At 74.8% G+C, this 25,508-nt stretch carries 21 protein-coding genes; 7 read left to right on the forward strand and 14 right to left on the reverse strand.

Going from position 1 to position 25,508, the window contains the following annotated elements; genetic code table 11:
• Both K4S16_RS23255 and K4S16_RS23260 read right to left on the reverse strand, forming a co-directional pair.
• Nucleotides 1–339 (reverse strand): YciI family protein, encoded by a 339-nt coding sequence (locus tag K4S16_RS23255; protein WP_235036999.1) that lies wholly within the window; start codon nucleotides 337–339, stop codon nucleotides 1–3.
• A 31-nt stretch (nucleotides 340–370) separates the two neighbouring features.
• Nucleotides 371–769, reverse strand: a complete 399-nt coding sequence (locus K4S16_RS23260) for a VOC family protein (protein ID WP_235037000.1) — start codon at nucleotides 767–769, stop codon at nucleotides 371–373.
• Between the two features lie 153 nt (nucleotides 770–922).
• Between K4S16_RS23260 and K4S16_RS23265 the strand changes: the two genes are divergently transcribed.
• Complete coding sequence (locus tag K4S16_RS23265; protein ID WP_149261101.1) at nucleotides 923–1,303, forward strand: YchJ family protein; 381 nt, start codon at nucleotides 923–925, stop codon at nucleotides 1,301–1,303.
• Between the two features lie 21 nt (nucleotides 1,304–1,324).
• Here K4S16_RS23265 and K4S16_RS23270 read toward each other — a convergent pair whose 3' ends face one another.
• Nucleotides 1,325–2,599, reverse strand: coding sequence for a sugar MFS transporter (locus tag K4S16_RS23270; RefSeq protein ID WP_149261102.1), 1,275 nt, complete (start codon nucleotides 2,597–2,599; stop codon nucleotides 1,325–1,327).
• A gap of 60 nt (nucleotides 2,600–2,659) precedes the next feature.
• Between K4S16_RS23270 and K4S16_RS23275 the strand changes: the two genes are divergently transcribed.
• Nucleotides 2,660–3,847 carry an ROK family transcriptional regulator gene (locus K4S16_RS23275; protein ID WP_200842043.1) on the forward strand — a complete coding sequence of 396 codons (1,188 nt, stop codon included), beginning with the start codon at nucleotides 2,660–2,662 and terminating at the stop codon, nucleotides 3,845–3,847.
• Here the strand turns inward: K4S16_RS23275 and K4S16_RS23280 are convergent.
• The 8 genes from K4S16_RS23280 to K4S16_RS23315 all read right to left on the reverse strand — a co-directional run bounded on the left by K4S16_RS23280 (nucleotide 3,844) and on the right by K4S16_RS23315 (nucleotide 17,259).
• On the reverse strand, nucleotides 3,844–4,251 hold the full coding sequence (locus tag K4S16_RS23280) for a cupin domain-containing protein (RefSeq protein ID WP_149261103.1): 408 nt from the start codon (nucleotides 4,249–4,251) through the stop codon (nucleotides 3,844–3,846). The two genes, K4S16_RS23275 and K4S16_RS23280, sit on opposite strands and share 4 nt — an antisense overlap.
• On the reverse strand, nucleotides 4,251–5,072 hold the full coding sequence (locus K4S16_RS23285; protein ID WP_149261104.1) for a phosphoenolpyruvate hydrolase family protein: 822 nt from the start codon (nucleotides 5,070–5,072) through the stop codon (nucleotides 4,251–4,253). The genes K4S16_RS23280 and K4S16_RS23285 overlap by 1 nt, the downstream gene beginning before the upstream one ends.
• Nucleotides 5,069–6,268, reverse strand: coding sequence for a Tm-1-like ATP-binding domain-containing protein (locus tag K4S16_RS23290; RefSeq protein ID WP_149261105.1), 1,200 nt, complete (start codon nucleotides 6,266–6,268; stop codon nucleotides 5,069–5,071). The genes K4S16_RS23285 and K4S16_RS23290 overlap by 4 nt, the downstream gene beginning before the upstream one ends.
• A gap of 113 nt (nucleotides 6,269–6,381) precedes the next feature.
• Nucleotides 6,382–7,074 (reverse strand): ABC transporter ATP-binding protein, encoded by a 693-nt coding sequence (locus K4S16_RS23295; protein WP_149261106.1) that lies wholly within the window; start codon nucleotides 7,072–7,074, stop codon nucleotides 6,382–6,384.
• Nucleotides 7,074–8,000 (reverse strand): ABC transporter ATP-binding protein, encoded by a 927-nt coding sequence (locus K4S16_RS23300; RefSeq protein WP_149261107.1) that lies wholly within the window; start codon nucleotides 7,998–8,000, stop codon nucleotides 7,074–7,076. The genes K4S16_RS23295 and K4S16_RS23300 overlap by 1 nt, the downstream gene beginning before the upstream one ends.
• The gene (gene cas5, locus K4S16_RS23305) at nucleotides 8,000–10,576 is read right to left on the reverse strand and encodes a CRISPR-associated protein Cas5 (RefSeq protein ID WP_149261108.1); all 2,577 of its coding nucleotides are present in this window, start codon (nucleotides 10,574–10,576) and stop codon (nucleotides 8,000–8,002) included. Before cas5 ends, K4S16_RS23300 begins: the two co-directional genes overlap by 1 nt.
• Nucleotides 10,573–13,908: an FtsX-like permease family protein gene (locus K4S16_RS23310; protein WP_149261109.1), complete on the reverse strand. Its 3,336-nt coding sequence runs from the start codon at nucleotides 13,906–13,908 to the stop codon at nucleotides 10,573–10,575. The genes cas5 and K4S16_RS23310 overlap by 4 nt, the downstream gene beginning before the upstream one ends.
• A 138-nt stretch (nucleotides 13,909–14,046) precedes the next feature.
• A complete protein-coding gene (locus tag K4S16_RS23315; protein ID WP_149261110.1) occupies nucleotides 14,047–17,259 on the reverse strand; it encodes a BTAD domain-containing putative transcriptional regulator in 3,213 nt (1,070 codons plus the stop codon).
• A 191-nt stretch (nucleotides 17,260–17,450) separates the two neighbouring features.
• Here K4S16_RS23315 and K4S16_RS23320 point away from each other — a divergent pair, with 191 nt between their 5' ends.
• Nucleotides 17,451–18,011, forward strand: a complete 561-nt coding sequence (locus K4S16_RS23320; protein ID WP_149261111.1) for a dihydrofolate reductase family protein — start codon at nucleotides 17,451–17,453, stop codon at nucleotides 18,009–18,011.
• Between the two features lie 54 nt (nucleotides 18,012–18,065).
• Here K4S16_RS23320 and K4S16_RS23325 read toward each other — a convergent pair whose 3' ends face one another.
• Nucleotides 18,066–18,971 carry a helix-turn-helix transcriptional regulator gene (locus K4S16_RS23325; RefSeq protein ID WP_149261112.1) on the reverse strand — a complete coding sequence of 302 codons (906 nt, stop codon included), beginning with the start codon at nucleotides 18,969–18,971 and terminating at the stop codon, nucleotides 18,066–18,068.
• Between the two features lie 328 nt (nucleotides 18,972–19,299).
• Here K4S16_RS23325 and K4S16_RS23330 point away from each other — a divergent pair, with 328 nt between their 5' ends.
• Nucleotides 19,300–19,653, forward strand: a complete 354-nt coding sequence (locus K4S16_RS23330; protein ID WP_149261113.1) for a YciI family protein — start codon at nucleotides 19,300–19,302, stop codon at nucleotides 19,651–19,653.
• Nucleotides 19,654–19,741: 88 nt separating this feature from the next.
• Nucleotides 19,742–21,046, forward strand: coding sequence for an RNA polymerase sigma factor (locus K4S16_RS23335; RefSeq protein WP_375708341.1), 1,305 nt, complete (start codon nucleotides 19,742–19,744; stop codon nucleotides 21,044–21,046).
• Here the strand turns inward: K4S16_RS23335 and K4S16_RS23340 are convergent.
• The gene (locus tag K4S16_RS23340) at nucleotides 21,027–22,202 is read right to left on the reverse strand and encodes an FAD-dependent monooxygenase (RefSeq protein WP_149261114.1); all 1,176 of its coding nucleotides are present in this window, start codon (nucleotides 22,200–22,202) and stop codon (nucleotides 21,027–21,029) included. The two genes, K4S16_RS23335 and K4S16_RS23340, sit on opposite strands and share 20 nt — an antisense overlap.
• A gap of 208 nt (nucleotides 22,203–22,410) precedes the next feature.
• Here K4S16_RS23340 and K4S16_RS23345 point away from each other — a divergent pair, with 208 nt between their 5' ends.
• Nucleotides 22,411–23,352, forward strand: coding sequence for a threonine/serine dehydratase (locus K4S16_RS23345; protein WP_149261115.1), 942 nt, complete (start codon nucleotides 22,411–22,413; stop codon nucleotides 23,350–23,352).
• A gap of 19 nt (nucleotides 23,353–23,371) precedes the next feature.
• Here the strand turns inward: K4S16_RS23345 and K4S16_RS23350 are convergent, their stop codons facing one another.
• Nucleotides 23,372–24,700: a serine hydrolase gene (locus tag K4S16_RS23350; protein ID WP_149261116.1), complete on the reverse strand. Its 1,329-nt coding sequence runs from the start codon at nucleotides 24,698–24,700 to the stop codon at nucleotides 23,372–23,374.
• 292 nt (nucleotides 24,701–24,992) lie between these two features.
• On the opposite strand from K4S16_RS23350, the gene K4S16_RS23355 reads away from it, so the two are divergent.
• A complete protein-coding gene (locus K4S16_RS23355) occupies nucleotides 24,993–25,430 on the forward strand; it encodes an Hsp20/alpha crystallin family protein (RefSeq protein ID WP_149261117.1) in 438 nt (145 codons plus the stop codon).
• The last annotated feature ends 78 nt before the right edge of the window (nucleotides 25,431–25,508 follow it).

Genomic DNA, 25,508 nt, shown 5'->3' on the forward strand with positions numbered 1-25,508 from the left:
TCAGGTGATCGGACGGATCTCGACGACCGGGCAGGCGGGCCAGCCGCGGGCGATGGCGAGGACCTCGTCGAGGTCGGCGGCCTCGACCTCCGCGTAGCCGCTCACGACCTCCTTGCCCTCGACGAAGGGGCCGTCGGTGAGCAGCGGGTCCGGCCCGTCCAGGCGCAGGGTGGTGGCCGTGTGCGCGGGCTCCAGATGCGCGTGATGAGTGATCTGGGCCGAATGCCGGGCGAACCACTCCGCGACCCGCTCGTACGCCGCCTGGCGGTCGCCCTCGCTCATGGCGGCCAGCTCCTGGGCGTACTCCTCGGTCTCGACGAACATGAGAACGTACTTCACTTGCGTCTTCCCCTCCGTCGGGGTCGGCCGGTCAGCCGGCGGGCAGGGTCGCGTACAGGTCGATCCCGTTGCCGTCCGGGTCGAGGACGGTGGCGTACCGCATCCCCCAGAACGCGTCCCACGGCTCCTTGACCCCGGTGTACCCCGCCTCGGTCAGCTCGGCGTACTTGGCGTCCACCTCCTCGGGGGCCGCGGCCTGGAACGCGAGGAAGTTGCGCGCACCGCCGGACGGCTTCGTCCAGCCGGGCAGGGTGGGGACCCGGAACGCCTCGGTGTCGAGCATGATGTGCAGCCCGCCGGGCAGGTCGCAGCCCGCGTGGTCGGGGTAGGCGGAGTCGACCTTGAACTCCAGGCCGAGCCGGCGGTAGAAGGCGATTGCGGCGTCCATGTCGGACACCACGATGTCGATCGTGTTCATCGTCAGGTCCACGACGTGCTCCTCCGTGTCGTTGGAACGGCTCTCTTCACCTCCTAGACGATCGGCGGACGGCTCGATACGACACCTCCACGAGGATCTGGGCTCAGACGGGCACGGCGATCAGGGTGGCCGCGCGGGTGCCGTTCCGCAAGGCAGAATCGGGGGGTGGCGAAGAGATGTCCCTGCGGTGTCGGCCCCCGGTATCGGGACTGCTGCGGGCCGTTGCACCGGGGCGAGGAGACGGCGGCGACGGCGGAGCGGCTGATGCGGTCGCGGTTCAGCGCGTTCGCGGTGGAGGACGAGGCGTACCTGCTGGCGACCTGGCATCCGGCGACCCGTCCGGAGCGGATCGGTTTCGAGGACGGCATGCGCTGGACGGAACTGGAGATCGTCCGCACCGAGGGCGGCGGCCCCGACGACGACAAGGGCGTCGTGGAATTCCGCGCCCACTACCTGGCGGGCACGGAGCCCGGGGAATTGCACGAGGTCAGCCGGTTCGTGCGCCATGACGGCGCGTGGGTCTACGTCCGCGGCAAAGTGACCTGACATTCCGCCGCGCGGGCGTGGTCACGACACCGGTCCCGTTCTGAGCCGCCGCCCGCAGCGGGCCAGCAGCGCCAGCAGCAGGACGGGCGCGACGAACACGGCGGCGCGCAGGGTGGTGAGGTCAGCGAGGGCTCCCAGCACGAGCGGGGCTACGCCGATCGCCACCCCGGACGCGAGCGCGCACCGCGCCGCGGCCCGCGCAGGCTCGGACGGGCGCGCGGCGAGGGCCTGCCCCAGGATCACCGGGTAGAGCAGCGCCACCCCGAGCCCCGTCACCACCAGCCCGGCGACCGCGACCGGCGCGGGCGACGTCCACAGCACCGCGAAGCCTCCGATCCCGACGGCCGCCGCGAGCGCGAGCAGCCGGTCGGGCCGTCCCCCGCGGCGGACGACCGGGCCCGCGACCGCCCGCCCGGCGGCCATCCCGAGCACGAACCCCGCCGACAACGTGGCCGCGGCCCCCGAGCCCAGCCCCTTGGCGCTCCCGAGGAAGTCCGCCGCCCAGAACACCATGCAGAACTCGACCCCCACGGCCAGGACGAGATCGACCCACCGCCCCCAGAACCCCGTCCCGCCTCGTCCGGCACCTGCGGACTCGGCGTCGGCAGGCCCGGCGCCGGTGGGCCCGACTTCCGCAGGCCCGGCATCGGTCGGCTGGGCACCGGCGGCGGCGCCGACGGGCGCGCTGCGCGGGGGCAGGGCGGGTGCCAGGTCAACCCCGGCGGGGATGCGGTGCGGGCGGACGAGCACGAGGAGGGCGGCGGCCGCGAGGAGGGGCGGGGCGGCGAAGGCGGTGCGCCAGCCGAGGCCGTGGGCCAGGGCGGCGCCGATGAGGATCGGGGAGAGCACGGACGCGGCGCTGGAGACCGCGTTGGCCTCCCCGATCTGGATCGTTCCATCGCCGCGGTGCGCGGCGCGCAGCGCGGTCGGGACGAGTTGGACGAGCCCCGCGCCGCCGAGGCCGAGGACCAGGGCTCCGGCGGCCGTGCCGAGGCGTCCGCCGGAGACGGCCAGCAGCGCGGCGCCGCCGACGAGCGCGGCCAGGGCGACGGGGATCCCGGCGCGCCCGAGCCGCTCCGCCGCGCGGTGCCCGGTCAGCCCCACGACCACCAGCCCGAGGGCGAAGGCGGAGGGGTAGAGGGCGGCCTCGGTGCGCGGCAGGCCGCGTTCCTCCCGCAGTTCGGGAAGGATCGCGCCGAGCGCGGTGAGCAGGTACCCGAGGCATCCGAAGGCGGCGTACAGCCCGAGCGTCCCGGCCGTCCGACCGGCGAGCGGACCCGCACCGGCAGGCTTCATCGCGCCTCCTCTATTAAACTCGTGGTACGAGGATAAGTCGCACGGGCCAGGATGTCACCCATGGAGCGGATGACCGCGCACTCGGCGCGCGCGCTGCGCAGCCAGGGGGTCCTGGCCGTGCTCCGGTACGTGCACGCGCACCCGTCCGCGAAGCGCGCGGAGGCGGCGCGGGCGCTGGGGCTGAGCAGCGGGTCCGCGACCGAGATCATCGGACGGTTGAAGGCGGCCCGCCTGGTGGACGAGGTCCACGCGCCGACCGGCGGGCGCGGCCGCCCCTCCCCGGCGCTCGTCGCCCACCGGGACGGCCCGCTCGTGTGCGTCGTCGACATCAGCCACGAGCGCTGGCGGGCGGGCTGCGTCGAGCTGGGCGGGCGCGTCGTCGCGGAGGAGGCCGGCGGCCACTCCGGCACCCCGGACGTCCTCGGGACGCTCGGCGACCGCGTGTCGGCCCTGCACGCCCGTTACGGCCGCCGGCTCCGCGCCGTCTCCGCCTGCGTCGCTGGCACGGTCAGCGGTACGACGGTCGTCCAGGCGTCCGGGATGGGCTGGCGGGACGTGGACCTCGAACCGCTCCGGCCGCCCGGGATCCCCCTGCTCGTCGGCAACGACGCCTCGCTCGCCGGGCTGGCCGAGGCGAGGCGAGGCGCGGGCGCGGGGACGCGGGTCGTCCTGCACCTGACGGTCGAGGTCGGGGTCGGGGGCATCCTCGTCGTGGACGGACGGCCGGTGGACGGCGCCACGGGCGCGGGCGGCGAGTTCGGCCACATGCCGTTCGGCGACCCGTCGCTCCGCTGCCCCTGCGGCGCCGACGGCTGCTGGGACCTGGAGGTCGACGGGCGCGCCATGGCCCGCGCGCTCGGCCGTCCCGAACCGCGTGACCCGCGCACGGCGGCCGGGCAGGTGATCGCCGCCGCGGCGTCCGACCCCGCCGCCCGCGCGGCCGTCGAGACCGCCGCGCACGCGCTGGGGCGGGGCGTCGGCGCCCTCGCCAACGCCCTGGACCCCGGCGTGGTCACGCTCTCCGGCCTGGCCACCGAGCTGGCCGAGACGGCGCCCGCCGCCTTGGAGGCCGGCTACGCCTCCGCCCTGATGCGCTACCGCCGGCCGGCGCCGCCGCCCGTCCTGTCCTCGACGCTCGGCCGGCAGGGGCCCCTCACCGGAGCCGCCGACGCCGCCTTCGACGCCCTCCTCACCGAGGACGGCCTCGACGCCTGGTCGCGCGCCTGGTCACTTCGCAAAACGCCTTAGGCCTGGCGCCACTCCGGGATGGCGCCGGCCTCGTGGAGGCAGAAGTCGGGCGCGCCTTCGAGGGCCTTCTCCTCGCCGCCCGGCGTGTAGGTGACGATGAGGCGCAGGGGGCGCCACGTCATGTTGTAGGTGGAGTGCCAGACGCCCTTGGGGATGTGGACCGCGTCGCCCTCGCGGATCACGAACGGCTCGCCGTCGTCCACCATCTGCGCGGCCTCGCCGGAGATCACGTAGATGACCTCCTCGGCGTTCGGGTGGTTGTGGCGCGCGTGCCCCTTGCCGGGGTTGACGATCACCTCGCCCAGCGTGCTGCCCGCCCCGGGCACCGCGGACGGGGTGACGAACCACTTGATCGACCCCCAGTCGAAGGTCATGGTCGTCACGTCACCGGGGTTCCTCAGCATCAGATCTCCAGGTTCTTGAAGGACGCCACCTGTGCGGTGATCGCCTTCTCGGTCGGCAGGCGCTCGACGGAGGAGGCGCCGAAGAAGCCGACGACGCCCTCCGTCCGGGACAGCACGTAAGCGGCGTCGTCGGGCTCGGCGATGGGGCCGCCGTGGCACAGCACGAGGACGTCGGGACGGACGGCGGCCGCCGCGTCCCGCATGGCCTGCACGCGCTCGACCGCCTCGTCCAGCGTCAGGGCCGTCCCGGCGCCGATGCTGCCCTTGGTGGTGAGGCCGACGTGCGGGACGAGCACGTCGGCGCCGGCCTCGGCCATCGCCCGCGCCTGGTCCTCGTCGAACACGTACGGGGCGGTGACCAGGCCGCGCTCGTGCGCGAGCCGCACCATCTCGACCTCCAGCTCGTACCCCATGCCGGTCTCTTCGAGGTTCTGCCGGAAGACGCCGTCGTAGAGCCCGACCGTCGGGAAGTTCTGCACGCCCGCGAAGCCCATGGCCTTGAGCCGGTCGAGGAAGACCGGCATCACCCGGAACGGGTCGGTGCCGCACACCCCCGCCAGCACGGGCGTGTCCCGGACGACGGGCAGCACCTCCGACGCCATCTCCACCACGATCTGGTTGGCGTCGCCGTAGGGCAGCAGGCCGGCCAGCGACCCGCGTCCGGCCATCCGGTAGCGGCCCGAGTTGTAGATGATGATCAGGTCGACGCCGCCCGCCTCGGCGCACTTGGCGGACAGGCCGGTGCCCGCCCCCGCGCCGATGACGGGCCTGCCCTCCTCGACGGTGTTCCGCAGCCGGAACAGGACGGTCTCGCGGTTCACTGCGCGCCCTCCGAGATCAGCCGGTGCAGCCGGTCGGCCATCGCGCGGCCGAACTCCGGGTCGTTGATGTTCATGTCGAGCCTCTCCGTCTCCACGGCCCCCTCCATGGCCGCGAAGCACGCCTCGTCGGCCTCCGGGTCGTGGAAGGGCATGCCGGGCGCGTCCAGCGCCGAGACGCCTCCGAGCGGGACGAACAGGACGGTCGGCCCGGTCGCGGCCGCCAGCTTGGCCGCCACCCTCCGGCCGAGCTCGGCCATCTCCTCCGGCGTCGTCCGCATGAGCGTCACAGTCGGGTTGTGGACGTACAGGTTCCGGTCCGCGAACCGCTCGGGGACGGTGCCGCGCGGCCCGAAGTTGACCATGTCCAGGGCTCCGGGCGCCACGACCTGCGGCACCCCGTGCCGCCCCGCCGCCGTGAGCCGGTCGGGCCCGGCCGACAGGACGCCGCCCACCAGGTCGTCCGCCAGTTCGGTCGTGGTGAGGTCGAGGACCCCGGCCAGCAGCCCGCTGTCCACGAGCCCCTCCAGCGCGCGCCCTCCGGCGCCCGTCGCGTGGAAGACGAGGACCTCGTAGCCCAGCTCGTCCAGCCGCTCCCGCGCCGCGTCCACCGCCGGGGTCGTCACCCCGAACATGGACGCCCCGACGAGGGGCCGCTCCTCCGCCGCGGGCTCCGGGGCCGCGTGCGCCTTCGCCATCCCGGCCGCCGCCGCGGCGGCGTTCCCGAGGATCAGCCGCGACACCCGGTTCACGCCCGCGATGTCGACGACGCTGTAGGTGAGCGTGACGTCCTTGGCGCCCACGTAGGGCGAGACGTCCCCGGACGCCATCGTCGACACGATCAGCTTGGGCAGCCCGATGGGCAGGTCGCGGACGGCGCGCGCCGCGATCGACGATCCGCCGCTGCCGCCGACCGCGAGCACGGCGTCCACCCGCCCCAGCGCGGCGAGGACGATCGCCGCGCCCTCTCCCATCGCCGTGACGGCCGCGCCCCGGTCGCTCGCATCCCGCAGGGCCTGGAGCGACGTGCCCCCGGCCTCCGCGACCTCCTCGGCGGAGACGTCGGCCTCCACATCGGACGGCCCGACACCCACGTCCACGAGGACGGTGTCGCAGCCCAGTCTCCGCACCCGCTCGCGGAGCCACACGTACTCCGCGCCCTTCGTGTCGAGCGTCCCCAGCAGCACAACGGTCGCCATCAAGCCTCCCATCCCCGATACCGATTCCCCCGCCGATCACTTGGCAAGCCTGTCTCTCCAGGCGGCCCGCGATCAGCGGAGCGGGGGGAAGGCCCCGGCCCCGGCGGCGGCGGTCAGGCGGGGACGGGGGTCTCGGTGACGGCGCCGTCCTCCAGGGTCAGGACGCGGTCGGCTTCCGCGAGCAGGGACTGGTCGTGCGTCGCCACCAGGACGGTCACGCCTTCGCTGGCGGCGACCGCGCGGAACAGCGGCATGATCGCGGCGGCGGTCTCGGAGTCGAGCTGGCCCGTGGGCTCGTCGGCGAGGAGGAGGCGGGGGCGGTTGGCGAGGGCGCGGGCGATCGCCACGCGCTGGCGCTGGCCGCCGGAGAGCTCGTTCGGGCGCTGCAGCGCGTGGTCGGCCAGGCCTACGAGGGCGAGCAGGACGCGGACCCGCTCGTCGCGCTCGGCGGCGGGCGTGCGGGCGAGGCGCAGCGGGACCTCGACGTTCTCGGCGGCCGACAGGACGGGGATCAGGCCGTGCGACTGGAACACGTAGCCGATGTCGTCGCGGCGCAGGGCGAGGAGGTCGTCCTCGGAGAGCGCGCCGACGTCGCGCCCGTCGACGCGGACGGTGCCGCCGTCCGGGCTGTCGAGCCCGCCGATCAGGTTGAGGAGGGTCGTCTTGCCGGAGCCCGAGCGGCCCTTCATGGCGACGATCTCGCCGGGCGCGATGGTGAAGGACGCGCCGCGCAGCGCCGGCACCTCGATCTTGCCCGTCCGGTAGGTCCGGACCAGGTCCTCCACGGCCACCATCGGCGTGGTCATCAGCTCTCCTCCCGGTCCGGCCAGACGCCGACGTGGTCGCTTTCCAGGGCGAGGCGGACGCGGTCGCGCAGGTCCAGCGCCTCGGTGAACCCCTTGGGCAGCTGGACGCGGCCGACGCGGTCGAGGAGGGCGTACTCCTCCACGACGCGGGTCCCGTCGTCCTCGGAGCGGCGGCGCACCTCGACGCTGGTGCGGCCGTCGCGGATGCCGATGGTCCGGTCGACGCGCTCGGACACCTGCGCGTCGTGGGTGACGACCACGGTGGTGGTGCCGAGCTCCTCGTTGACGCGGCGGAGCGCGGCGAACACCCCGGCGGCGGTGGCGGTGTCGAGCTCGCCGGTCGGCTCGTCCGCCAGCACGACCTGGGGTTCGTTGGCCACGGCGACGGCGATCGCGATGCGCTGCTGCTCGCCGCCGGACAGCTCCGCCGGGCGGCGGCTCGCGCAGTCGCCGACGTCGAGCATGCCGAGCAGCTCGGCGGCGCGGGTGGCGCGCTCGCGGCGCGACCGCCCCGCGAACCGCATGGGCAGCTCGACGTTCTGCGCGGCGGTCAGGTACGGCAGGAGGTTGCGGGACGTCTGCTGCCAGATGAACCCGACCTTCTCGCGCCGGAACTCCAGCCGCTCCTTGGACGCCATGGTGAGCAGGTCCGACCCGGCGACGCGGGCGACGCCGGCGGTCGGCACGTCCAGGCCGGACAGGATGTTCAGCAGCGTCGACTTCCCCGAGCCGGACGCGCCCACGATGGCCACGAGCTCGCCGGGATCGATCAGCAGGTCCAGTCCCTGCAGGGCGACGACCTCGATGCCGTCGGTCTTGTAGATGCGCACCAGGTTGTCGCAGACGATGTGGGCGCCCTCGCCGTAGACGGGCCCGCGCTCGGCGGCGCGGCGCTCCAGTTCGGCGAGATCGGTCGTTTCGGTCATCACTCCACCGTTCTCAGGGCGTTGCCAGGGTCGGTGTCGAAGGCGCGGTCGACGGCGATGGCGGCGGCCGCGGCCAGCAGGAGCGCGCCGAGCAGCCCGAGCAGCGCCGGGATCCCCGGGACGTGCGCGGTGACGGCGAAGCCGCCGGTGTAGGGGCGCAGGTCCACGACCGGCCCGGTGATCTCCGGGAGCATCAGGCCGAGCACCCAGCCGGCGCCGACCGCGCACAGCAGGACGGGCGCGAGCTCCACGAGGGCGAGGCCCCGGCTCTGCCGGCGGCTCAGCCCGAGCGCGCGCAGGTGGGCGACCATCCGGCCGCGGGCCCGGGCGCCCACGATGAGCACGAGCAGGACGGCGAGCAGCCCGTACACGCCGCCCGCCAGGGCGCCTTCCAGGAAGGTGTCGTGGACGACCGACACCAGCGGCAGGCCCGTCATCTCCCGCAGCACCTGATGCCGCAGCACGATGTCGTCCCCCGGGGCCGCGGCCCGCAGCGCCTTGACGTCGATGTGGTCGCCTGTGACGAAGACGTGGGACGGGAAGCCCGTCGCATTGGCGACCGTCTTGTAAGGGACGATGACGAAGGCGCTGTTCTTCTCCTGCCCGGGGAAGCGCTCGATCTGGCGGGACGGCTTGACGGTCACCGGGTCCATGCCCGCGCGGCTGAGCGTCACGGTGCCCGAGCCGAGGGTGCGGGCGGCCAGGGGCGACACCAGCGCGCCCGTGCCGGTGTCCGGGATGCCGGGCACCTCTGGGGCGAGCCTCCGGTAGGCGTCGAGGTCCACGCCGACCACGGTCACCGGCGCCGGGTCGGTGGCGGACGAGGCCCGGGTGATGACCCGGACCCGGACGGCGCCGGTGACGCCGCGCACCGCGCGGATGCGGCGGAGCCCGGCCTCGTCCAGGGACGCCGCCTCGACCCGCGCCTCGGCGCCGACCTCGGCCCAGGAGGCGCGCTCCTGCCCGATCCGCAGTGCGGTGTCCACGGTGGAGGTGAAGCCGGCGATGGTCGCGGCCAGCAGCAGGACGGCCAGCGGCAGCGCCCCGACGAGCTTCTGCCGGGAGGCGCGGGCGACGCCGATGAACGCGACGGCCCCGGTCCGCCGCCGCAGCAGCGGCCCGGCCGCCCGCAGCAGGTACGGGTAGGCGCGCAGCACGAGCACGCCGAGCGCCGCGCCGAGCAGGGCGGGGACGGCGGCGACCAGCGGGTCGGTGCCGGCGGACGCGCCGCGCTCGCGCAGCAGCACGACGCCGATCACCGCGAGCACCACCAGCAGGCCGTCCATGACGAGCCGCCGCCGGGACAGCCGCGCCGCGACGAGGTCGTCGCGGCGTTCGGCGACCGAGCCGAGCCCGCCGCCGCGTTCCCGCAGGACCATGACCGCCGAGACGCCGAGCACGGCCAGGACGAGCAGTCCGATCGCGACCAGCGAGGACGGCTGCGGCGGACCGGCGTCCAGCAGCCGTCCCGCCGCGTACCCGAGCAGGGCGGCCGGGACGGCGGCGAGCGCGGTCAGCCCGCAGGCGGGCGCGGCGAGCTGGCGCAGCGACGCGCCGCGGGCCCGCATCACGCCGAGGATCGGGCGGAGCCGCTCGCCGAGCAGCCCGGCGGCGAGCAGCAGCAGCCCGGCGGCCACGGCGACGAGACCGCCGAAGGCGAGTCCGACGACGGACTGGGCGGTGTGGAGCCGGGCGATGAACTCCTTCAGCCGGTTGTCCAGGGCGGTGGAGACCTCGCAGGGGAAGAGGTCGGCGCGCCCTTCGACGGCGGAGCGGAAGGCGTCGAGGTCGCGGACCATGACCCGGGTCTGCTCCGCGCTGACCGCGCCGGTGCGGACCGGGAAGCGCCAGTCGTAGGTCAGCTTCAGGCGCGGGTCGCGCGTGAGGCGCGAGTACGCGAAGGCGTCGATCAGCGCCGTGCCCGCGTCGGCCTCGATGGTGCTGTTGGGCAGGTACTCGATGGTCGGGTGCAGGATCCGGGCGCGCGGCCGCCAGAACTGGTCGGTGGCGTCCGCCGGCTCGTACAGACCGACGATGCGGACGCTCATGCCGCCGAGATCGATCCGGTCGCCGAGCTTGTAGCCGAGCTGGTCGGCGTACTTCTTGGCGACCGCCACGCTCATGTCGCCGCCGGTCTGCCCGGGCTTGTTGAAGGGGTAGCGGCCGGAGACGAAGCGGATGCGCCGCCAGGCGCCCGGCTCGAAGCCGAGGTAGAGGATCCTCGGGCGGCGGAAGTCGCCTTCGACGCGGTCGCCCGGGGAGGTGACCGACGACTCGGGCTCGCCGGTGACCTCGGCGAGGGAGCGGGGCAGCCGGTCCCGCCAGGCGAGGGCGTTGGAGCTCAGGGCCGCCTCGCCGGGGACGGCGGCGAAGGCGCCGGCGCCGCCCGCCTCCCCCTTCACGTGGACGTCGGCGCCGGTGTCGGCGCCGACGGCGGCGGCCGCGGCGCGGTCGTACCCGGCGGTCGTCCGGGACGGGACGGCGACGGCGAGCAGCGCCGACACCAGCATCAGCACGGCCAGCGCGGTGATCGGCGCCCACTGCGCGCGGACGAGCCGCATCCCGGCACTCCTCATCGGTCCTCCCCCACGCGCAGCCCGGCACCGAGGTTCCGGCGCCGCAGCGTCCGGATGACCGGCGCGAGCACGAGCCCGAGCGCCACCGCCACCCCGCCGGCCACGGCCAGCACGACGGGCCACTGGACGACCAGCGCGGCGGGCGGGTACGGCTCGGCGGCCTGCACGCTGAGCACGACGTGCGGGACGACGAGCCGCGCCACGACCAGGCCGAGGACCGTCCCGCCGAGCAGGCCGAGCCCGACCAGGTACGCCTGCTCGATCGCGAGCATCCCGGCGACCTGCCTGGGCGGCACCCCGAGCGCCCGCAGCACCGCGAACTCCCGGTAGCGCTCGCCGGCGGTCACCGCCGCGTTCACCACGAACGCGATGACGGCGAACGCCAGCGCCGCGGCGAAGCCGAGGACGAGCGCGCCCTGGAGCGCCGCGCCCAGCGGGGCGTCGCGGAGCCGGGAGCGCGTCTCGACGCGGTCGGCCGCGACCTCGCCCCAGGCGGGATGGCGGGCCAGTTCCCGGACGGCCGGGGCGGTGCGGCCGCCGCGCGCCGACGCCCACCACTCCCGCGGTGTGATGGTCTCGCCGCCCGAACCGTCCACGGCGAGCCGCGCCTGGGTGAGGGTCGGCAGGTCGACCAGGACGCCCGGCCTGCCGGGCGGCACGCTCGGCAGCGCGGGCGCGATGCCCGCGACCTTGACGGGCTGGTCGCCGTCGATGGTGTTCACGGTGACGGTGCCGCCGACGCCGACCTTGGCGCGGCTCGCCATCTCCTTGGTGACGACGCCCGGCACGACCGGCAGCAGGTCGGTGTTCTTGATGTCGTGCGAGGGCGGGGCGCCCGTGCCGAGCATCGCGTGGACGGCCGTTCCGGTCGCGTAGCCGTAGAAGCCCTGGCGGTCGAGGGTGGGCGACGAGGGGATCGTGAGGGTCGCCAGCGCGTCCTCGGTCTCCTTGGCGGTCGTCCTGATCGGATGCTCCAGGTCCTGCGGTCCGGCGAACGCGTCCCAGCGGGCCCCTGCGGGGAGGGTCGCCCGGCCGGTGCCCTCGCCGGCGATGCTCCGCAGCTCCAGGTCGAGCCTGCCCGAGATCTTGTTGTCGTCGTAGTTGAAGTGGACGCCGCGGACCGACAGGGGGAAGGACGGCACCCCGTCCTGCCCCGCGAGCTGGGCGGTGTCCAGGGCGACGGTGTGCTCGTCGCCGTCCGCGTCGATGCCGGGCAGGGTCACCTGCCGGGTGAGCCCGTTGGCGTCGACGATGCTCACCACGAACTTGTAGCCCTTCCAGAGCGGCGGCACGTAGTCGGGGGGCACTTCGGGCTCCGGGCCGGAGCGGCTGAGGCGCAGGTCGAACAGCAGCCGCTTCGGCGTGCCGGGGACGGTCAGCGCCGGGACGGCGGGACGCGCCCGCGCCAGCTCGTCCAGCCGCAGGTCGTCCCGCAGCCCGGGGCCGACGCGCAGCAGCGGGCCGAGCTTCCTCGCGTCGACGCCGAGCAGCGTGGCGGGTTCGGTGCCGAGGTCGGCGTCCATGCGCAGGACCCCGCTCGCGGCCGAGACGCCCGGCAGCGCCGCGAACCGCCCGGCCTGCCCGAGCGGTTCCGGGGCCGCCTCCCGGGGCGAGACGGCCAGCCGCAGGTCGGCGCCGCTCTGGAAGTCGGCCTGGTCGGTCTGCGACCGCCGCCAGGTCGCCATCGTCGTGACCGACAGCACACCGACGGCCATCGCCATCACCAGCAGGAGGACCGGGCCGGTGTAGCGGAGCTGGCGCCGCCCGACCTGCCGGGTGCCGAGGACGGCCACGAGCCCGCGGCTGCGGGTCGTGGCCCGTTCGGCCACCCGGGTGACCGCGGGCACGAGGCGCAGCAGCAGCACCCCTCCGGCGAGCAGGGCCAGGGCGGGGCCGGAGACGATGAACGGGTCGATGCCGCCCGTGCCGTCCCCTCCGCCGGCGCCGTCCGCGCCGTACCGGGTGAGCTGCCAGATCGCGAGCCCGGCGACGAGCAGCAGGGCGATGTCGGTGCCCGAGCCGCGCAGGCCGCCGCGGCCCTGCCGCCCGATGCCGGCCTGGGCCTCCACGAACGTCCGGTTCGCGCCCCGCAGCGTCGGGACGGTCAGCACGACGGCGCAGGCCAGCGCCGTGAGCACCGAGACGGTCCACAGCGGCACGAGCGGCCCGGCGTCCAGCCGCAGCCCCGAGTCCCGCACCGCCGGGGCGTGCCCGGCCAGGCGCAGCAGCGGCCCGGCCAGCAGCGGGCCGAACAGCGCGGCGGGCAGCACGATCAGCAGGCCCTCGACGAGGCCGAGCCGGGCGAGCTGGCGCATGCCGAGGCCGCGGGTGCGCAGCAGCGCGACCTCGCCGCGCCGGTGGTCGGCGAGCAGCCGCGCCACCAGCAGCCATGCGCAGCCCGCCAGCAGGACGAGCTGGATCACCGGGATGAGCATCGTGGACCGCGCCACCTGGAGCGCGGTGCGCAGCTGCGCGGTCAGGTCGGGCAGGTCGGTCGCGACGCTGAACTGCGCGCCCTCGCCCGCCTTCTTGAACGCGTCGCCGCTCGCGGCCACCCGGTCGCCGAGGGGCCCGAGCTCGCCGGCCTCGACGCCGCGCAGGTCGGGCATGACGGTGAAGCGGGCCTCGGAGCCGGTGCCGGTGAAGCGGGCGGCGAACACCTGCGGCGGTACCACGAACGGCCCGTAGGTCGTGTAGTCGAGCCGTTCGACGCCGGTCGTGACGAGCTTGTCCTCCTGCCAGAAGTAGTCCTGCGGGTCGGGGACCTCGAACACCCCGACGACGCGCACCTTCACGACCGACTTCTTGTCGACGCGCCCGTGCAGCGTGAGGACGTCGTCCACGCCGGCGTGCATCGCGCGGGCGGCCGCGCCGGGCAGGGCCGCCTCGACCTCCCCCGAGCCGGAGCCCGAGGCCGCGCCGGGCCAGCGCCCCTCGGTGAGCCGCGCGTGCTTCTCGATCCCGGTGTAAGTCTCGAACGCGGTCAGGTCGGGATGGTCGCTCTTCTCCTGGCCCGGGAGCGTGTAGGAGTCGCTGCGGAGGCTCATCGAGACCGTCAGCGGGACGTCCCGGTAGATCTGCTTGAGCGCCCGGTCGACCTGGCCCTGGACCTTGGGGAGGCCGTTCGCCGGGACGTGCGTGCCGAGCGTCGTCCCGACGGACTCGAACGTCGCGTCGGCCAGCGTGCGGCGCAGGCCCTCGCGGGTCACCGACCCGGTGTAGCCGACCAGGGCGGCGAGCACGGTCGTGGCGAACAGCGCGGTCGCGCAGGCGGCCAGCACCAGCGTCCGATCGCCGATGATCCGGCTGAGCACCAACCCCCGTCGTCCCACGAAGGGTCATGATCATTGGGTGTGAGGGGCGCCACAAGGGGCCGTGACACTTCCGCGACCTTTCGCAACCCTCTTGCAATAAGTGGCGGTCGCTTGCGCCTCCCCTTCCCCTGGAGGCACTGCCGCGCCTCCCCCGGCCTACCGCTCCGCCCACACGGAGGGGCCCTCGGGCGGGACGGCCTCCGCGCGGCGCATGATCTCCACCGGGTCGAGGTCCGCGCCGGCGGCGAACGCGTCCGGCCCGGCCGCGTCCCCGATCCGCGCGGCGGCCCGGTCGACGTCGTCCTGCTCGACGGGTCCGGGCGGCAGGCCGGCCGCCTCCCGGACGGCCGCCGCCTTCCCGAGGGCCCGCGCCGCGTCCGCGTGCCGTCCGGCGAGGGTCAGCGCCCCGGCCAGCCCCTCCAGGGCGCCCGCCAGGTCGCGCGGCGCCGCCAGCCTGATCGCGACGGCCAGCGCGTCCCGCTGGTACCGCATGGCCGAGACCGCGTCGCCGCGCGCCTCCGCCACCCGCCCCAGCCCCGTCTGGACCAGCGTCAGGTACAGCGGCGGGACCTCCTCCGGCGGGGCCGCCGCCAACAGGCGCCGCAGCCGGTCCTCGGCGTCGTCGAGCCGCCCCTCGCGCTGCGCCACCAGCCCGAGGCCGATGTCGGCGAACGTGACCGCGGGCGCGAACCCCTGCTCCACGGCGACCCGGTGCGCCCGCCCGAACAGCCTCCGCGCGGCATCGTGGTCGCGGCGCAGGTAGGCGATCCAGCCGCGCCACGCCATCCGGACGGCGACGTCCGGCCACATCCGCAGCTCCTCGGCCATCCGCTGCCCGTCGAGCTGGAGGCGCTCGGCACGGTCGTAGTCCCCGGTCAGCTCCGCCAGACCGGCGAGCCACTGCATCGCCTGGAGGCGGCCCCAGCGGTCGCCGGCCTCGCCGAACAGCACGGCGGCCCGTTCGGCGTCGCGTTCCAGCGCGGCGGGGTCGCCGCGGGCGTGGTCGTGCATGGCGCGCTGGACCAGCGCCGCCGCCTCGCCCCACCGGTCGCCGGTCGCGCGGAACCCCGCCAGCGCCTCCTCCAGCATCGCGGCGCCCGCGCCGGCGTCGTCCAGCTCGGCCCACACGAACGTCAGGAACCAGCGCGCCCACGCCTTCAGGCCGTCGTCGTCCGTGTCGTCCACGAGTTCAAGGGCCTCGTCGCGGCGGGCCTTCCAGTCGCCGGGGACGCCCTTGAGCACGGCCATCCCCGCCCGCCACGTCAGCGCCCGGGCCCGGACGGCGGGCGAGCCGCCGTCCCGCGCGAGGGCCGCCTCCAGCGACCGCAGCGCCTCGGTCAGCCTGCCGCGCAGGAACCAGTACCAGGCGAGCGCGTTGACCAGCCGCAGCGCCTCGTCGGCCGTCCCGGCGGCGTCCAGCGCGGCGCGCAGGTTCGCCGACTCGGTGTCGAGCGCCGCCAGCCAGCGCGACTGCTCCGGCCCGGTCAGCCGGGCCGCGGCGCGTTCGGCGAAGTCGAGGTAGTGACGGCCGTGCGCGTCCCGGGTGGGCCGCGCCTCCCCCGCCTCCGCGAGCCGCTCGGCCGCGTACGCGGCGACGGACTCCAGCAGCCGGTACCGGAGGCCCTCGCCCGGACGCTCCGTCATCACGACCAGCGAGCGGTCGACCAGACGGACCAGCAGGTCGAGGACCTCCGCCTCCGGGACGTCCCCGCCCGCGCACACCGCCTCGGCCGAGTCGGCGGTGCAGCCGTCGGCGTGCACCGACAGGCGGCGCAGCACGGCCCGCTCGGGGCCGGTCAGCAGGTCCCAGCTCCAGTCGATCACGGCGGTGAGCGTGCGCTGCCGGGCCGGGGCGCCGCGGTGCCCCGACGACAGCAGCCGGAACCGGTCGTCGATCCGTTCGACGAGGCCCTCGACCCCGAGCGCCCGCACCCTGGTCGCGGCCAGTTCGAGGGCGAGCGGGATGCCGTCCAGCCTGCGGCACAGCTCCCCGACCCGCCCGGCCGTGTCCGCGTCCAGCTTGAACCCCCGCGAGGCCGCCCCGGCCCGCGCCGCGAACAGCCGGACCGCGCTGGAGGCGGCCGGGTCGTCACCGCGGCCTGGGACGTCCAGCGGCGGGACGGCCCACACGACCTCGCCGGGCAGGCCGAGCGGCTCCCGGCTCGTCGCCAGCACGCGCACCCCGGGAACCCTGCGCAGCAGCCGGTCGGCCAGCTCGGCCGCCTGCTCGACCACGTGCTCGCAGTTGTCCAGGACGAGCAGCAGCCGGCGGGCGCCGAGCGCCGCCGCCAGCCGGTCGAGCGCCGCGGCCGGCGCGCCCGGCGCGTCCCGGATGTCGAGGATCGCCGTCACGACCTCCGCGAGGTCGGGCACGGTCGAGCGCTCCAGGCCCGCCAGCTCCGCCATCCACACGCCGTCGCCGAACTCGTCCGCGAGCCCGGCCGCCGTCTCGATCGCCAGGCGCGTCTTGCCAACCCCGCCCGGGCCGGTCAGCGTGACCAGCCGGTCGGTGCCGATCCTCGTCCGGATCTCCCGGACGGCGCCGTCGCGCCCGATCAGCTCGGTGGGCGGGACGGGCAGGTTCGAGCGCGGACCGGCCGGCGGCGGGGCGACGGGCGCGTCGAGCCCGGGATCCTGCCGCAGGATCGCGCGCTGGAGGTCGGCCAGCTCGGAGCCGGGGTCGAGGCCCAGCTCGTCGGCGAGCAGGACCCGGTACCGCTCGTAGGCCTCCAGCGCCTCGTTCTGCCGTCCGGCCCGGTAGAGGGCCCGCATGTGCGCGGCCCGCAGCCGCTCGCGCAGCGGATGCTCCTCGACCGCGCCGCCGAGCTCGCCCGCCAGCGCCCCGTGCTCCCCGAGCGCCAGCCGCACCTCGGCGTGCTCCTCCAGCGCGGTCAGCCGGAGCTCCTCGAGCCTGGCCGCCGCCGCCCGGGTGAACTCCTCGTCGCGGAAGTCGGCGAGCGCGGGGCCCCGCCACCGCCCGAGCGCGTCGGCCAGCAGCGCCGCCTTCTCCTTCGGCTCCGCCGCCGCGCGCGCCCGCTCGACCAGCGCCTGGAAGCACCGGGCGTCCACCCGCTCGCCGGCCGCGCCCAGCAGGTATCCGGCCGGCCGCGACTCCACCAGCGCCCGCGCGCCGGGCTCGGCGTCCTCCAGGACCCGGCGCAGCTGCGACACCTTCGCCGACAGCGCGCCCATCGGGTTCCCGGGCGGCGCGTCGCCCCACAGATCGTCGATCAGCCGGTCGGCGGGCACCGGACGGCCCTCGTGCACGAGCAGGTCCGCCAGCAGCGCCCGCACCTTCAGACCCGGCACGGGGACGAGCCCGCCGTCGTCGGTCCAGACCGCGAGCGGTCCGAGCACCCCGAAACGCATCTTCCGACCCTAATGTGAATCCGTGAGCGGAGGGCACGCCCATGACGTCGTCGAGAACGGCCGACGACCCCGCCCTGCTCGAACGCGTCCGGAAGTCCGCCGGAAAGGCGTCGTAAGGATCCGGTAAACGGTCTGCCGCATCGTGGTCCCACCGCGCCGGAAGGCGAACGATCGGACCGACGGAGGAGACCATGCGAAAGATCATCAACTCGACGTACGTGTCGCTCGACGGCGTCATCGAGAACCCGCAGAACTGGACCTCGGCCTACTTCCAGGACGAGGCCGCCGCCTACGCCAGGGAGCTGCTGTTCTCCTGCGGCGCCTTGCTGATGGGCCGCAAGACGTTCGACGGCTTCTCGCAGGCCTGGCCGGCCATGGAGGAGGCCACCGGCGACTTCGGCGTCCGGATGAACACGCTGCCCCACTACGTCGTGTCCGACTCCCTGCGCAAACCGGGCTGGGGCGACACGACGGCGATCCCGCGGGCGGCGGCGGTCTCCGAGATCACCAAGCTGAAGGAGCAGGACGGCCAGGACATCCTGCAGTACGGCTTCGGCCCGGTCGCTCGGACGCTCGTCGAGAACGGCCTGCTGGACGAGCTGCGCCTGTGGATCCACCCGGTGCTCGTCGGGCCGGGGAGCACCGACGAGCTGCTCAACGCCGCCGACTTCTCGGCCACGTTCGAGCTGTCCGACACCAAGGTCTTCAAGACCGGCGTCATCGTCGCCACCTACGTCCCCACCGCGCAGTAGGGCGGTAGTGCCGCAGGGCGGGGCAGGTCGCCGGAGGGCCCGGCGAGGCCGGTGCTAGCCGAGCCGGGCCAGGGCGGCCCGGAGGAGCGCGGGGGTGCAGGACGGGGGCTCGGCCTGGACGCTGACGCGGTTCAGGACGTCGCGGTACCGGGCGATGTCGGACGCACGGTCCGGGTAGAGGGCGCAGGTGAGGTGCTCCAGGTACACCACGTCGGGCAGCTCGGGCTCGGCGAACCGCAGGAGCGTCATCGGGCCGCCCTCGGCAGCGTGCCCGCCCGAGGCGAACGGGAGGATCTGCACGGTGATGTTCGGCAGGTCAGCCATCTCGATCAGGTGCCTCAGCTGGGCGCGCATCGTGGCGGGGCCGCCGGCCGTGCGGAGCAGCACCGCCTCGTCCAGCACCGCCCACAGCCGCAGCGGGTCCGGGCGCTCGAACACGCGGCGGCGGCGCATCCGCAGCTCGACCCGCCGTTCGATCTCCTCGGGCCCCGCCTCCGGGTGGCGGGCCGCGAGGACGGCGCGGGCGTAGTCGCCGGTCTGCAGGAGCTCCGGGACGTCCTGGGCCTCGTACACACGCAGGAGCACGGCGCCCTGCTCCAGGCCCAGGTAGGGCTCGAACCAGGACGGGACCACGTCGCCGAACCCCTGCCACCAGCCCGGCACCCCGGCCTGCTCGGCCAGTTCCAGCAGCGGCTCGCGCAGCGACGGGTCGGTCACGCCGTAGAGGGTCAGCAGGTCGGCGACGTCGCGCTCCTTGAAGCCGACCCGGCCGTGCTCCATCCGGCTGATCTTGGAGTGCGAGCCGCGGATCTCGTACCCGGCGGCCTCGGTGGAGATGCCGGCGGCCTCCCGGTAGCGGCGCAGCTGCGCGCCGACCAGTATCCGCAGCACCGTCGGGCCCACCGCCCGGTGCTCCTGGGCGACGCGGGCCCGGTCGGCGGGCGGCTCAGTGGCGCTCATGACGCCTCGCACCTCGCCCCCGGTCGGACGGCCCGCCGGTCACCGGCGACGGAACTCCCGTGGGACGCCCTCCTCGACGCGCAAGAAGCTTTCCACCGGATGAAGCTACTCGTTGGAGACTCACTTGCCCACTGGTCCGGAATGTCCTACTTGATGGACATCTCGGGCAAGTCGCGAGATCTTCCCGACCGTAGCGCTGTGACCTGGCACGATACGGGGCAGAAAAAAAACTGAAGATTCCTGGCCCGGGATGTCGATCCGGTCACACCTTCTTCGACGCGTTCGTGACAGGCCGGGAGGGACCGGCCGGTGAGCAGAGGAGACGAAGATGCGGTTCCTGATGATGACGACGGACGACGGCTCCGCGAACGCCGCGCCGCCGGACGAGAAGATGCAGACGGAGATGGGCAAGTTCATCGAGGAGATGGCCCGGGCCGGAGTGCTGCTCGCGACGGGCGGCCTGGAGCCCGGCGGCACCCGCATCAAGTCGTCCGGCGGCAAGGTCACCGTCCTCGACGGCCCGTTCGCCGAGGCGAAGGAGACGGTCGTCGGTTTCGCGCTCATCGAGGCGAGCAGCCGCGAGGAGGCGATCGAGCTGTCCAAGCGGTTCTGGCAGATCGTCGGCGACGGCGAGGGCGTCATCCAGCAGGTGTTCGGACCGGAGGACCTCCCCAGCGCGTGAGCCCGTCGCGTCCGGCGGGCGTCCGGTCAGGCCGGTCAGCGCCCGCCGAGCTTGCGCGGCGGCCCGAGCGGGTGCTCTCATCGGCAGCGTGACGGCATCGGACGAGCCCGGGGCGCGGGAGGCGCCCGCGCGCGGCACCGGCGTGCACGCGACCATCGACGCGGTGTGGCGGCTGGAGGCCGCGCGGATCATCGCCGGTCTCGCCCGCATGGTGCACGACATCGGGCTCGCCGAGGAACTCGCGCAGGACGCGCTGGTCGCCGCGCTCGAACAGTGGCCGGAGTCAGGCGTCCCGGACAACCCGGGCGCCTGGCTCATGGCCGTGGGCAAGCGCCGCGCCATCGACCGGATCCGGCGGCTGCGGCGCCTCGAGGACAAGATCGAGGAGCTGGGCCGCGACCTGGGGTCCCACGGGCCGGCCGAGGAGTTCGACGTCCCGGACGACGACCGCATCGAGGACGACGTCCTCCGGCTGGTCTTCACCGCCTGCCACCCGGTGCTGTCCGCGCAGGCGCGGGTCGCGCTGACGCTGCGCATGCTCGGCGGCCTCACCACCGAGGAGATCGCGCACGCCTTCCTCGTCCCCGAGGCGACCATGGCGCAGCGGATCGTCCGGGCGAAGCGGACGCTGTCGGAGGCGGGCGTCCCGTTCGAGGTCCCCGAGGGGCCCGACCGCGCCGCCCGGCTGGCGTCCGTGCTGGAGGTCGTCTACCTCGTCTTCAACGAGGGGTACGCCGCCAGCGCCGGCGACGCGTGGGTGCGGACGGACCTGTGCCGCGAGGCGCTGCGCCTCGGCCGGATCCTCGCGGAGCTGGCCCCCGGCGAGCCCGAGGTGCACGGGCTCGCCGCGCTCATGGAGATCCAGGCGTCCCGGACCCGGGCGCGCACCGGACCGTCCGGGGAGCCCGTCCCGCTGCTGGAGCAGGACCGCGCCCGGTGGGACCGGCTCCTCATCCACCGCGGGTTCGCGGCGCTGCTGCGCGCGAAGAAGATCTGCGAACCGCCCGGCCCCTACGTCCTGCAGGCCGCGATCGCCGCCTGCCACGCGCAGGCCCTCACCGCCGAGGAGACGGACTGGGCGCAGATCGCTTCCCTCTACGAGATCCTCTCCCGCGTCGCCCCGTCCCCCGTCGTGGAGCTGAACCGGGCCGTGGCGGTCGGCATGGCGCACGGCCCCGAGAAGGGCCTGGAGCTCGCCGACGCGCTCGTGGACGAGCCCGCCCTGCGCGGCTACCACCTGCTGCCGAGCGTCCGCGGCGACCTGCTCGCCCGCCTCGGCCGGCTGGAGGAGGCGCGGGTCCAGTTCGAGCGCGCCGCGGAGCTGACCCGCAACGCGCCCGAACGCAGGGTCCTGCTGGACCGCGCCGCCTCGCTCAGTAGTCCCGCACGGTGAACGAGCCGACGATCTCGCCGAAGTCCTGGAAGTCGATCGCCTCGGTTCCGGCACCCGCCCCGGCGCCGGTCTCGGCGTTCCGCTGCGCCTCCACCCGCGCCTTGTTGGTCAGCGCCAGCTCCTGGTTGGCGGCGACGTAGCCGCGCAGCTCCTTCTCGTAGCCCGCGAACGCGGCGCGGTGGTCGCCGCCCGCCGCCTTCAGCTCCCCGGCCAGGACGTACGCGCCGACCATGGCCATGCTGGTGCCCTGCCCCGACAGCGGCGACCCGCAGTAGCCCGCGTCCCCGAGCAGGACGACCCGCCCCTTCGACCAGGAGTCCATGCGGATCTGCGCCATCGAGTCGAAGTGGAAGTCCGGGGCGTCCCACATCGCCTCCAGCAGCTCGGGCAGCACCCAGCCGCCGCCGGCCAGCGCGTCCGCCATGATCTTCTTCTGCGCGGCGCTGTCGCGGTGGTCGTACTCGATCGGCCGTTCGGACTCGAACCCCAGGTAGACGCGGACCTCCTCGTTGCCGCGGACGCTCATCACGCCGCCGCCCCAGCTGCTGCCCGGCATCTGGTGGAACACCTGCCAGCGGTCGAGGCCGAGGAAGTTCGGGGCGGTCCACACCGCCAGGTAGGTGCCGAGGTGGGTGAGGTAGTCCCGCTCCGGGCCGAAGACGAGCCGCCGCGTGGTGGAGTGCGCGCCGTCCGCGCCGACGACCAGGTCGAACGTGCGGATCGTCCCGCTCTGGAAGATCACCCGGACGCCGCCGTCCTCCTGCTCCAGCCCGGCGATCGAGTCGCCGTACAGGTACTCGACGCCGTCGCCGGCCGCGTCCACCAGGATCCGGGACAGGTCGTCGCGCAGGATCTCCACGTCGGGGCTGCCCAGGTCGCCGCCGGTGATCGTGTGCTCCTCGCTGCGGTACAGCTCCTCGCCGTCCCCGTCCACCATGGACATGCCGCGCATCTCGACGCGCCGCTCGCGGATCCGGTCGAGGACGCCCATGCGCTCGGCGACCTCCAGGGCCGGTCCGCGCACGTCGACCGCCTGCCCGCCAGGACGCGGTCCGGGCGCCACCTCCACGACCGTCACGCCGAACCCGTACCGCCTCAGCCAGTACGCCAGCGCAGGGCCGGCGATGCTCGCACCCGAGATGAGGACGTTCTTCATGGGGACCTCCCTGTCCGGCGGGACGTGTTTCCCGCGCCGGTGAAGAGGCTCGCCGCGAGCGCTGACCAACCCCGCACCGGAGGCTGACCGGCGTGCGGCACGCCCGTCAGGGGCCCTCGCCGGGATGATGGTCGGAGGCCCGGCTGGTCTGATCGCTTGTCATGTCCCAAACTTGTGTTGGCTGCTGATGCCTCGGAGAGGAAACCCGGTGATCGATCACTCAGACGTCCAGGCCGCGGCGAGGCGTGTCGCGGGCCGCGTCCGCCGCACGCCGATGATCGAGGTCGAGCCGGACCCGCTCGCGCCCGCCGGGCGGATGTGGCTGAAGCTCGAACTGACCCAGCACACCGGGTCGTTCAAGGCGCGCGGCGCGTTCAACCACATCCTGGCCGCGCGCGAGGAGGGGCGGCTGCCGGAGACCGGCGTCGTCGCGGCCTCCGGCGGCAACGCGGGGCTCGCCTTCGCGTACGCGGCGGCGCGGGCGGGCGTCCCGGCCGAGGTGTACGTGCCGGAGACGGCGCCCGCGGTGAAGGTCGCGCGGCTGCGGGCCCTCGGCGCCGCGGTCGTCCAGGTCGGCACCCGGTACGCCGAGGCGCAGGAGGCCGCGACCAAGCGCGCCGCCGACACCGGCGCGCTGTTCTGCCACGCCTACGACCTGCCGGAGGTGTGCGCGGGCCAGGGCACGCTCGGCGCGGAGGTGCTGGAGCAGACCGGCGGCGAGGTCGACACCGTCCTGCTCGCGATCGGCGGCGGAGGGCTCATGGCGGGCGTCGCCACCGCCCTCGAGGGCAGGGCGCGCGTCGTCGGCGTCGAGCCCGTGACGATCCCGACCCTGGAGCGCGCCCTGCACGCGGGACGCCCCGTCGACGTGGAGGTGTCGGGGATCGCAGCCGACTCCCTCGGCGCGACCCGGCTCGGTGAGATCGCGTTCGCGGTCGCGTCCCGCACCGGGGTGCGTCCCGTCCTCGTGACCGACGAGGCGATCATCGAGGCGCGCCGGTTCGTCTGGGAGGAGTACCGGCTGGTCGTCGAGCACGGCACGGCGACCGCCGTGGCCGCGCTCCGGAGCGGCGCCTACCGCCCGGCGCCCGGGGAGCGCGTCGTCGTCGTCCTGTGCGGCGCGAACACCGACCCGTCCGACCTCGCCTGACCTCCCCCGGGGGCCGCCCTCACCCGGCGGCGCGGAGGGCCTGGAGCGGCAGCAGCCGCACCTCCGCCGCGGGCCCGGCCGCGGCGGTCGCGGGGCGGCTGCCGCACAGGGCCTCCACCACGTGCGCGGCCAGCGCGTTGTCGATCGGGTGCGGGACAGGCGCGCCGCCGGCGCTGAGCTGCTGGTACTTCATGAGGTTGATGGCGACCGAGATCTGCCGCTCGCCGCCGGCGGACGTCAGCGACTGGGTCCCGGCGCCGAAGACCGCGCCGTCGTGGCCCCAGAACGTCCCGCACGGGAGGTCGAGCGAGTAGAGCCCGAGGCCGTAGTTCATCAGGACGTTGCCGTCCGCGTCCTTCACCGGGACGGTCCGCCGCATCTGCGCCAGGGCGCCGGGCCCGATGAGGCCGCCGGTGAGGAGCCGGCGGTAGAAGCGGTTGAGGTCGTCCATGGTGGAGACCAGCGCCCCCGCCGTCCCGGCCCAGCTCATGTCGTAGGTGCTGTAGTCGCGCGGCGGCGTCACATGCTGGTACAGCGACTCGTACATCCGCGAGTGCGGCCCCGCGATCCAGGGCGTGGACGGGAAGTAGGTGTGCTTCAGCCCAGCCTTCCGGATGACGTTGCGGGTGATGTACTCCTCCGCCTTGGCGCCGGTCACCTTCTCCAGGAGCTCCCCGGCGATGACGTAGTTGGTGTTGGAGTACGACCAGCGCTCGCCGGGCTCGCCCGTGCGCGGCGCCTTCAGCCCCCATGCGATGAGCTGCGCGGGCCTGACGCGGCGGAACCTTCCGTCGTCCAGGCTGTCGGGCGACAGGTCACGCAGGGAGGGGAACGCCGCGGGGACGTGGTCGCCGATCCCGCTGGTGTGGCCGAGCAGCATCCGCACCGTGGTCTGGTCGCCGAGGCGCCCCGGGACGACGCCGGGCAGGTAGCGGGCGATCGGGGCGTCGAGGTCGACGCGGCCCCGCTCGACCTGCTGGAGGATCGCGGTGGCGACGAACGACTTGGTGACGCTGCCGACCCGGTGCCGCATGTCCGGAGTGACCGGGCGCTCCGTGCGGACGTCCGCGACGCCGGCCGCGCCCTTCCACTCCGTGCGGCCGTCGCGGGCCTCGGAGAACAGCCCGTACATGCCGGCGTCGCGCGTGGCGTCCAGGGTGGCCCGCAACTTGGCGGGATCGAACGGCACGGTGGACGGCGGCGCCGCGACGACCGCCGCCGGGCCCGCGTCCGGTCCGGCCGCCGTCGCCGCGACCTGGGCCGTCGTCAACATCAGGACGAGTGCCGCGCCCGCGGCCGCGCCCCGTGCGACGCCGCGTCCCGCCAGCCGTCCCAGCCCTCTGGCCATCGTCCCCGTCTCTCCGCGCCGCCGCGCCCCCGCAGGGGCCCCTTCTAGATCATCCACTCTCTCATCCCGACGGTGGAAACCAGGGCCAGAGCCACCAAAACGGGTCGGTCCCGCCACCTCCTCCTGCCCCCCGTCCGACCGCCCGCGCAAGGAGGCGCGCGGCGGTCGCCGGACCACCGTCTTGACACCGGCTTCCAAGTTACCTATATCTGGAGTTGCAGATTTCCTCTTGTACGAGGAACAGGTAATCGGCGCGCAGCCAGGCGCCGAGGGTCTTCGGAGGTGATGGTCAATGTTGCTGACGTCGATCGACCCGTTCGTGCAGGAGTTCGAGCGCCAGTTCGACCGGGCGGTCCGCCAGGCCGCCGGCCAGGGCGGCGCCGGCATGCCGATGGACGGCATCCGCCGCGCCGACGACGTCGTTCTGCGCTTCGACCTGCCGGGGGTCGACCCCGGCTCCATCGAGGTCACGGTCGACCGCGGCGTGCTCTCGGTGACCGCGCGCCGCGAGGAGGAGTTCGGCGAGGACGAGCGCGTCTTCGTCCGCGAGCGCACCATGGGCTCCTTCACGCGCCGGGTCTACCTGTCGGAGCACCTGGACGCGGAGGCGATCGAGGCCGCGTACGACAACGGCGTCCTCGCCGTCCGCATCCCGGTTCTGGAGCGGGCGCGGCCGCGCAAGGTCGCCGTCCAGCAGTCCGGCGACGGCCAGAAGGCGATCAGGAGCTGACCCGCGGCATCCGGACGGCCCCGGTCCGCGCGGCCATCGAGGCGCCGCGCGGGCCGGGGCCGTCCGTCCTGCCCGGCC

It is taken from the genome of Actinomadura sp. K4S16, assembly GCF_008327685.1.
Classification (GTDB): Bacteria; Actinomycetota; Actinomycetes; order Streptosporangiales; family Streptosporangiaceae; genus Spirillospora.